This window comes from Thalassotalea litorea (assembly GCF_043642205.1).
Taxonomy (GTDB): domain Bacteria; phylum Pseudomonadota; class Gammaproteobacteria; order Enterobacterales; family Alteromonadaceae; genus Thalassotalea_A; species Thalassotalea_A litorea.
The window spans coordinates 145,512-155,120 of sequence record NZ_JBHZSG010000002.1; the positions used below are offsets into that span (position 1 = coordinate 145,512).

A 9,609-nucleotide genomic window follows, 5' to 3' on the forward strand; every position below is an offset into this window, starting at 1 on the left:
ATACCAATGAGTAATCAGCAGTATTCAAAATCGAGAGCGGACACTCCACGCAAAATTAAGCAGTATTTGACCAACGAGTGCAAAATCAGTAGTTCTGGTAGTAATTCACTATTAAAGAACCGTTTTTCTCTTGCCAATAGTGCGAGACAGGTCAGTTGCGCCCTGATGTCGGTGCTCGGTCTATCCGTGCTTAGCCTATCCGCTCTTAGCCTCGGCTCGGCTTCTTTTCATGTTGCGGCTCAAACCCCAGTAGCAAGTCAAAGCAATGCTGCAATTCAAAATCAGGCAACATCTCAAAACCAGAATTCAACTCAAAGCGCTCCGCAAAACCTTTCAGATTCCGCAACGACCACAACTGTTGCAGAGCAGCTGCGCGAACATGAGATCAAGACCAATAAATTAGATTTACCTACCTCACTAGCGGCATACGAGTATTATCAGGGCAATTATTTCGACGCATTAACGGAATTGAGTCTAGGTAAAGAAGCCCTAGGTGAAGCGGTTACCGCAAACGGCGAACTATTTGCTGCCGGGTTGAACCTACATTTTGATATTAATAGTGATGCTGGAAAGAAATTTGAGCAATCGCTTGATGCCATAGACGATCCTCAATATCGTGATAGTGCATGGTTTTTGTTGGCGAAAAATTTTGCCAGTAAGCAAAATGTTCAGGCAGCCTCACAGGCATTAAATAAAATACAAGGCGATCTTCCCGACTATATGCAGGAAGATTACTATTATCTGCTAGCACAGATGCATATCGCCAATGGCCGTATGTCGCAGGTCGGTCAGGCCCGATTAAATATTCCTAAAGAGTCTGTTTATCATTGTTACATCACCTTTAACGAAGCCGTTAAGTGGGTTGAACTTGGTGATTTAGATCAGGCTATTAAGCATTTCAAACAAACGGTTCAATTTGCATCGCGATTGCCAGTGAGTGACGAAAGTGAAGCGTTAAGTGACCGCGCCAATGTGGCAATGGGCTATTTGTACATCCGTCAGGGCAATAACGATCTGGCGATCAATGCCTTTAAACAGGTTACCCAGAATAACCTTGATACCCAGTCAGCGATGTTAGGTTATGGTTGGGCGATGTCCAACAAAGAAGAGTATTATGCCGCAATTGCTATCTGGCAGCAGCTTACGGCACAACAATCAAAATCGCCATTTGTTCGAGAAGCCTTTATTGCCGTTGCGTATGGTTATGAAAAATTGGACGACCTACAATCGGCTCACACTGCATACAACAATGCATTGGTTAGTTTTAGTCAACAACAGGCTCAGGCTATTGGTGCGCTTGATATGGTCAATAGCGACGAGTTTTTCGATACCGTTGTTCAATACAGCATTGATATGGCCGAAGTAAATAAGCGTAAAGGCTTAAAAGGTGCCGACGTTACGTTAACACTACCACCGCAGCTACATAGCTCTCAGCTTGCTGCAAGTTCGGGCTTTCAGAATAAACTTAAAGATCTTCAGGACGTAAACGCCATTATCATTCAGCTATTGGAGTGGCAGCAGCGTGCCGATGCATTGGCCGCGGGATACTATGGAACGTTAACCGAAGATTTGGATATGTCTGTTGAGGCCGAGCAGGAAGTGAATCAACAGCGCATCCAGTCGTTTATGACCAATTTTGTGCAACAAAGTGATAGTTTGAATAGCCAGTGGAAAACACACACGGGCCGTATTTATCAGGACAGTAAAGTCGAAGAAAAGCAAACCAAGTTGCTCGCCGATTTGGAAAGCTATCGCAAGCTCAGTGAAGCCTTTTACGCTCAGGATAATCTGGATAAAGATTCAGAACAATATCAACAAAATGTACAACGTCTGAATCGTATTGGCGGTGTATTGCTATGGCAATTGGGTGACTACTATCTCGACAGTCTAGGCGCTAGCGAGAAATTTAATACGGTGATCGCTGCCGGACGATATCAGGAAGCTGCAGCAACAGAATTGACGCCAATTAATAACCTGCAAAATAAATTACAGGGCAAGCTAAATGACGCTTTGCTGGTACGCTCGAGTATCACCAAAGATATGCAAACCCAATTACAACTTAGTTTGACCACCCAACTTCAGGATATCGATCATTATGTCCAACAGGCTGAACTGGCCATTGTGCGTCTGCAAAATGCCGGGTTCCAACGTGACAATGAATTTAACGATTCGAATTCGGGTGGAGGTCAGGAATAATGAATAAAAGCCTATTAGCTCTTACGATTTCAGCGGTATTGCTAAGCGCCTGTTCATCTTTGAATGAGGACGATGTTCGATTAGCGGATGCCAAAGAACGACGTTCAACCCTTGCCCAACTGGATTTACAACCTTCACCGCTAGTGAAAGTTGAATTGCCAAAAATGGAAGCCAGTGATCTGAAAACGGCCTTCCATGAAGTACTTAAACTCGATATTCCCGAAGACGTTAAAGCCAATATCCGACAACGTCTTGCGATTTTGGAATTACTCGAAGCCGAAGAAGCTCAGCTCAATGGTGTACCGGGTAATCAGTATTATAATGAGGCGATCGCGGCCTTGACCGACATGATCAATCAAAATCCTGGTGGTGTTGGTAATGATCGTCTGCTGTATCAGCTGGCAAAAGCCTATGACTTACAAGGCCAGCAACAACAAAGTTTTGACACGATCACGCGTTTGATTGAAGAACACCCGGATAACCCTTACAGGTTAGAATTGCAATTCCGTCAGGCGGAGATTCTGTTCTCGCAGCAGCGTTACAGCGAAGCATTAACTAGCTACACCTCGGTAGTTCAAACCCAGGAAAACAACCCGTTTTATCATATCGGTCTGTATATGCAGGGTTGGTCATTTTATAAAATTGAAGCCGACGAACAGGCTTTGGTGTCATTTACGAAATTACTCGACGCGTTAATTATCGCCGAATTCGATAATATCTGGACTATCGACGAAATGGCGTTATTAATCCCCAAAGGCGATCAGCAACTGTTGCGTGAAACCTTTGACGTGATGACGTTAATTTTCTCCTATAGCCCGGAAGGCGGAGGCGATTCGATTGCCGCTCATTATGATCGCATGGGTGAGCGTCCCTATACCTATCTTAACTATCAGGACTTAGGTAATTTCTATCTGGATAAACAACGCTATACCGACTCTGTCGATGTGTATGACGAATTTGTAAAGCGTAATCCGAACCATCCTGGCTCAGTCTGGTTTTCTAAGCTGAAGATGGATGCTCTGGTGATGGGGAACTTCCCAACCCAATTGATGGACGAGAAGTTAAAGTTTGCGGCAACCTACGAGCTGAACTCGCCATATTGGCAAGATAAATCGGAAATCAATAAAGAAAAAATCACCCCGGTATTAATGGACCTGTTACAAGAGCTGGCGCAAAATGCCCATGCTGAGGCTCAGGCCAAGCGCCGTATCGTAACCGCCGCAAAAAATCCGACAAATGCGCAAGTGAACGAGATGGCGGAAGCCTATCAGCAGACTGCACGTTGGTATCAGCTATTTTTATCTAACTTTCCAGGCCATGAACGTTCTAATGAGATCATGTTCTATCTGGCGGAAAGTTATTATGAAACCGAGCAATATAGACTTGCTGGCAAATATTTTGAAATCGTTGCCTATCAACAAGAGGGCGATCCAAATGGTCCGGAAGCGGCTTATGCCTTGATCTTGAGTCAGGAAAAGCTCCTTGCTACATTACGCTCGGCGCCGGCTATCTCGGAAAACAACGTATTGCTTCAGGATTACAAAGCGCAATTTATTTTGCATTACGGTAATGACCCTCGTTCAACCATGGTGCAAAACGATATTATTCAGGAGTTTTTCCGCGAAGGCGAATATGAAAAAGCCTTATTGTATGCCAATAATGCGTTGCAAAACGATCCACGGTTAACCCTGGAAGAGCGAATTTCGGCGTTACTTGTTATCGGTCATAGTCGCTTTGCGATGGAAGACTACAAAGAAGCAGAGATGACCTATGAACGCTTGTTGGTTAAATACGATCACACCCTTAAGCGCTACAACAACATTAATGATCGATTAGCCGCCAGTATTTATCGGCAGGCCGAAGTTGCGGTAGAGCAAGAAAACTTGCAACAAGCCGTTGACCATTTTGCCCGAATTATTCGCAAAACACCGGATTCACCGATCCGAGTGAATGCCCAGTATGATATGGCAAGTTACTTAATGGAAATGGAGCAGTGGTATAAAGCCATCGACCAATTGCATGAGTTCAGAGTGCTTTATCCCAACCATAAATTATCGGAAGACCTGTTAACCAAGCTAGCGTTTGCGTATCAACAAACCGAGCAATGGGAACAGGCGGCGAACTATCTGAAAATGATTTGGGCGGAAAAACCTAACAGTGATGAAACCCGTGAGATGCTTTGGTTAGCAGCTGAGACCTATGAGAAGGCCGGCAATCGTTACCAGGCAATGCGCTCTTATCGAGTATACGCACACACCTATCCGCAACCGTTGTCGGTAAATATTGAAGCGCAATATAAAATGAGCGAATTTTACCGCGAGAATGGGGACACAGATAAACGTGAATTCTGGCTGAAAAAGCTTATTGCATCGGATAACAAAGCGGGTGAACAGCGTAGTAACCGTTCCAAGTATTTGGCTGCCATGGCTTCGATTACCTTTGCCGAACAGGCGATGGATGAGTTTAGCGCGACTAAGTTAACCTTGCCGTTGGCTAATAGCTTGAAGAAAAAACGTGCCCTGCTTGATACCGCGTTGTCTGAGTACAACAAAACGCTATCTTATGGCGTCGCCGATTTTACCACTCAGGCTAACTTCCAGATTGGCGCCATTTATAATCAGTTGGCGAGTGATTTAATGAACTCCCAGCGCCCAGGCGGCTTAGATGAGCTAGAGCTTGAACAATACGATATTTTGTTAGAAGAACAGGCTTTCCCATTCGAAGATAAAGCCATCGCCATACATGAACAAAATGTGCAGCGTAGCTGGAATGGCATGTATAACGAGTGGATTCAGGAAAGTTTTACCGCATTAAGTGAATTATTGCCTGGTCGTTACGATAAGCAGGAAGTAATTGTAGAGGTTGTTGATGAATTCTATTAAATCTACGTTTCGAATACGCTCTATTCGCCACGGGCTAATGCTTAGTCTGTTGCCGTTAATGATGCTTGGCTGTGCGATCAGTCCGGAAGAAGAAGCTGCGTTATTGGCTGAACAACAGCGAATCGAAGAAGAAGCTCGTCAGGCGAAACTGAAAGAAGGCAAAAGTGAGGAATATCTTCGATTAGTTGCTTTGCCGAATAAGTACAAGCAAAGTGCGGTAAAAGTGCAACCACCATTATCTCACGAGATTAAAGACGCAATGGCTAAGGTTGACAGCGGCGCCGTGACGGATGGCCGCAAGGCATTGGAAAAAATTTCAATTAATCATCCGAATCTGTCCGGAATTAAGCTAAAGTTAGGTGATATAGCGCTTAAAGATAATAATCTAAAACTCGCTCAGGTATATTACCAACAAGCCATCAGTGCCAATCAATATAACTACTTTGCTCATAATCGTCTTGGCACCGTTTTGCGTAAATTAGGGCAGTTTGAGCAAGCAAAAGCACATTATTTATCTGCGTTAGATAGTTGGCCTGCATTTGCACCAGCGCATCATAATTTAGGGATTTTGTTAGATATTTACCTTGGTGATAAGGCGGGCGCTATCGAGCACTACCAGACCTACCAAGTGTTGACCGATAGCAAAAATCGAAAAGTAAATGGTTGGATTGCTGACAGTTCAGCGCAATTATCCGCAACTCAAAAGGATAATAATAATGGCTAATCTCTTCTACACCCTGTGTGGTGCCGTCATCGCCTCGCTGTTATTTGCGGGCAATGTTATGGCTCAGCAGGAGCAAGCACAAAGCTTGGAAGTGGAAACTCCCGAGCAAAGCCGTGAGAACGCAGAACAGGAAGCAACGGCAACCAATTCATCAGTTACTACCGCCCCCACCAGTAGTGGCTTTATTACCTTGGAAACCACGATTGTTGGTAACAAGGAACAACCAAAAGTTTTGTCGATCGTACCTTGGCAAAACCCAGAGCAGGCGGGCAGTTTATCAACCGAAATAACCACTCAGATCGAACAGGTATTTCGTCCACTGGATAGCGAAAGCTTGCAGCGGGAAATAGTGTACTTTAAGCAAAGCCAACAATAATAAAAAAGGGACTTTGGCGGTCATTTATCCGCTTTTTTTATTAATCAAAAATTTAACGTATTTGTCGGTACGTTAAGGTGTATTTTCAGATAACAGAACAAAAAGGTGAGGACCTATGTTTGAGACAATTATTCGATTTTTCCAGGAAGGGGGTACCTTCATGTTTCCTATCGCAGTGGTATTGGCGATAGGGTTGGCGATTGCACTGGAACGTGCCATCTATCTTACACGCGCATCCCGTTTAAATGGCAAAGCGCTAAAGTCTATTCAACCGCTATTAATGCGCAAAGATTTCGAATCCATCGGTCGCATTTCTGATAAATCAGCGATCACCAGTATCTTCGGTGCTGGGGTTAGCCGTTTAAAAGACAACGCGAACCGCAATGAAATTGAATATGCGATGGAAGAAGGGGTCATGGAAGTTGTGCCTCGTCTTGAAAAGCGCACGTCTTACCTTGCCACACTGGCAAATATTGCGACGCTTCTTGGTCTACTTGGTACCATCATTGGTTTGATTGCCGCATTCTCCGCGGTAGCCTCGGCAGACCCGGCTGAAAAAGCCTCATTGCTTTCTGAATCTATCTCCGTTGCGATGAACACAACAGCATTTGGTTTGATTTCTGCAATTCCACTATTGCTACTTCACTCTGTGCTGCAAACCAAAACGACGGAAATTGTTGATAACCTGGAAATGGCTGGCGTCAAATTCCTGAATATCATCAGTAAAGATAAAGCGGCTAAGCAAAACGCACAATAGGCGGGCCTTACGAATGCTAAGAAAGCCCCGAATTAAGCGCGAGGAAGCTGAACTGGACATAACATCATTTATGAATTTGATGATTGTTCTGGTGCCGGTGCTTTTGATGATGATGGTATTTTCCCATATTACCGTTCTGGATCTTAAGCTGCCGGATTTAGCCGATCCCGCCCAGCAAACTGAGCAAAATGATGAAGAGGTTAAAAACCTGGAAATTATGGTTCGTAAAGATGCCATAGAGGTTTATTATCCGCAGTCATATTTGCTTAAATATATACCTTCCAATGAGGAAGGATACGATTATGAGACCTTAGTTGCGACCTTAAAGCAGGTGAAACAATTACTTGCTAAACAGGGTATTGAAAAGCGCGATTTGTCGTTGTTACTTGAGCCGGATATTGATTATCAGACCATAGTGACCTTGATGGATAGATCCCGCTCTTACAAAGCCGTGGTTGTAGCTTCTGTCGTAGATGCCGAATTATTTCCGGATATCTCGTTAGGCGATGCACCGACATTGAAAAATCCCGAATTAGTGACCCAAGGTGTCGCAGCAGCAGGAGGTAGTGAATAATGAAGCAATCATTACGCGCTAAACGCATGCAGCGCCATCATCAGCGTAATTCCAAAGTCTCCAAGTTAAGTTTGGTTTCTTTGATGGATATTTTCACCATTTTGGTTTTCTTCCTGATGGTGAACGCGTCGGATGTGCAGGTATTGCAAACCAATAAGCAGCTTGAATTGCCGGAATCGATTTCTGAAGAAGCCGCCAAAGACAATTTGTTGATTATGGTAAATGCCAATAATGTGATTTTACAAGGTCGCCAGATCATTAGCGTTGAAGAACTCATGGCTATGGATAGTGTGATTGTGGATCCGTTAAACGCAGAGTTGGAATATCAGAAAAGCCGCAAACAGTTGACACCTGAAGAACAGGAAAACGGTCTGCCAATTAATATTATGGCGGACAAGAGTGTTCCTTATGCGTTATTGAAGAAGATCATGCAGACGTCAGCATCGGCAGGCTATACCAATATTTCCCTGGCTGTGGAGCAGGTATATGCGAATACCGATGAGCTACTAGAGCAGGCTGAGTCACAGGATAGTGTGGAGGCGGGACAGTAGTGAGTAGTCAATCAAATTCTTTGCTGATCCACTGGCGTATCGGGGAAGATAACAAAACGTTTAACCGTATCACAGGAGTCATGCTTGTCCTGACTTTAGTGTTTACCTTAATCGTTTCGTTAATCACCTTGCCAGAGCAGACTCGCGAAGAAAAGGAAAAGATCCCGCCGCAACTGGTGCGAATCATGGAGCGTAAAGTGGAAGTTGTTCCACCAAAACGTGAACCGGTTCCTGAGTTGCAAGCGGAGGCCGAACCTGAGCCAGAACCTGAGCCAGAACCCGAGAAAGAAGAGCCGAAACCAGAGCCAAAACCTGAACCTAAGCCCGAAGTGGTGAAGGAAGATAAGGTGAAAAAAGCTCAGGATAAAGCGAAGAACTCTGGGTTGCTGGCATTATCTGATGAATTGAGCGAGATGCGCGATAGCCTGGATATGGGTAATCTGCAAAGCGACAATCTGACAAATGAAGGTGGCAGTGCGGAACAAACTGAACGGGTTATTCTTGCGGGTAAAGCCAAAGGAAAATCCGGTGGCGTAAGTAACGCAACCTTATCTACTGACGTAGGTGAAGGGGCAACGCTAGCGGGCCGTAGTAGCACTGAGTTCACCGCGAAAGTGATGCCTACGGGTGATGGTAATGCTGCAGTTGCCGCTCAGAGTGAATCAGAAATGCTATCTGGTGCTCGTACTACGGAATCCATTCGCCGTACCTTTGATAAGAACAAAGGTGCTTTGTATGCGATTTATCGCCGAGCGCTTCGTTCAGAGCCAGGCCTTCAGGGTAAGGTGACCGTTAACCTGATCATCCAACCAGATGGTACCGTGTCTCTTGTCGATGTGGCCTCGAGTGAAATTGATTTGGAAGAGTTCAAACGTAAGTTGCTAGCTCGTATCCGGTTAATTAACTTTGGTGCGGAAGATGTGAACGAAACGAAATTGTCGTATACGTTTAACTTCCTGCCATTCTAGAGCAATGTGGAATTGACTTAAAAAACCGGCTTAATCGCCGGTTTTTTGTTTTTAGAGGTAAGACTTCGTCGGGTGGATAAAACCTTAGTCCCTGCAGGTTTTTAGAGGTAAGACTTCGTCGGGTGGAAGAAAACTTAGTTCCGACATATTTTGGGGAGAGGACTTCGTCGGGTGGATAAAACCTTAGTACCGGCAGGTTTTTAGAGGTAAGACTTCGTCGGGTGGATAAAACCTTAGTCCCTGCAGGTTTTTAGAGGTAAGACTTCGTCGGGTGGAAGAAAACTTAGTTCCGACATATTTTGGGGAGAGGACTTCGTCGGGTGGATAAAACCTTAGTACCGGCAGGTTTTTAGAGGTAAGACTTCGTCGGGTGGATAAAACCTTAATCCCGACAGGTTTTTGGGTGACAACTTCGTCGGTTAAAAGCCAAAACGGGCAATTCCCTTGCCGTCATCCTACACCCACATCGTCATCCTCACGAAAGTGGGGATCTGCTTTTGCTTTAGATTCCCAGTAGTATCTGGGAATGACGGGAAGGGTCGTCATCCTCACTCCCTACGTCATCCTCACTCCCTACGTCA

8 protein-coding genes are annotated in these 9,609 nt (G+C 44.8%); all 8 read left to right on the forward strand.

The features are described 5' to 3' along the window. Positions 1 to 6: 6 nt before the first annotated feature. Entirely contained in the window at positions 7 to 2,196 is a 2,190-nt protein-coding gene (locus ACHUFQ_RS01780) for a tetratricopeptide repeat protein (protein ID WP_394172419.1), read from the forward strand. Next, positions 2,196 to 5,078: a tetratricopeptide repeat protein gene (locus ACHUFQ_RS01785; protein WP_394172421.1), complete on the forward strand. Its 2,883-nt coding sequence runs from the start codon at positions 2,196 to 2,198 to the stop codon at positions 5,076 to 5,078. The genes ACHUFQ_RS01780 and ACHUFQ_RS01785 overlap by 1 nt, the downstream gene beginning before the upstream one ends. Further along, the gene (locus ACHUFQ_RS01790) at positions 5,065 to 5,802 is read left to right on the forward strand and encodes a tetratricopeptide repeat protein (protein WP_394172423.1); all 738 of its coding nucleotides are present in this window, start codon (positions 5,065 to 5,067) and stop codon (positions 5,800 to 5,802) included. The genes ACHUFQ_RS01785 and ACHUFQ_RS01790 overlap by 14 nt, the downstream gene beginning before the upstream one ends. Next, on the forward strand, positions 5,795 to 6,178 hold the full coding sequence (locus ACHUFQ_RS01795) for a hypothetical protein (protein ID WP_394172425.1): 384 nt from the start codon (positions 5,795 to 5,797) through the stop codon (positions 6,176 to 6,178). The genes ACHUFQ_RS01790 and ACHUFQ_RS01795 overlap by 8 nt, the downstream gene beginning before the upstream one ends. Positions 6,179 to 6,293: 115 nt before the next feature. After that, positions 6,294 to 6,935, forward strand: a complete 642-nt coding sequence (locus tag ACHUFQ_RS01800) for a MotA/TolQ/ExbB proton channel family protein (RefSeq protein ID WP_394172427.1) — start codon at positions 6,294 to 6,296, stop codon at positions 6,933 to 6,935. A 13-nt stretch (positions 6,936 to 6,948) separates the two neighbouring features. Beyond that, positions 6,949 to 7,509 (forward strand): ExbD/TolR family protein, encoded by a 561-nt coding sequence (locus ACHUFQ_RS01805; RefSeq protein WP_394172429.1) that lies wholly within the window; start codon positions 6,949 to 6,951, stop codon positions 7,507 to 7,509. Further along, the gene (locus ACHUFQ_RS01810; protein ID WP_394172431.1) at positions 7,509 to 8,060 is read left to right on the forward strand and encodes an ExbD/TolR family protein; all 552 of its coding nucleotides are present in this window, start codon (positions 7,509 to 7,511) and stop codon (positions 8,058 to 8,060) included. The genes ACHUFQ_RS01805 and ACHUFQ_RS01810 overlap by 1 nt, the downstream gene beginning before the upstream one ends. Then, the gene (locus ACHUFQ_RS01815) at positions 8,060 to 9,028 is read left to right on the forward strand and encodes an AgmX/PglI C-terminal domain-containing protein (RefSeq protein WP_394172433.1); all 969 of its coding nucleotides are present in this window, start codon (positions 8,060 to 8,062) and stop codon (positions 9,026 to 9,028) included. The genes ACHUFQ_RS01810 and ACHUFQ_RS01815 overlap by 1 nt, the downstream gene beginning before the upstream one ends. Positions 9,029 to 9,609: the final 581 nt, after the last annotated feature.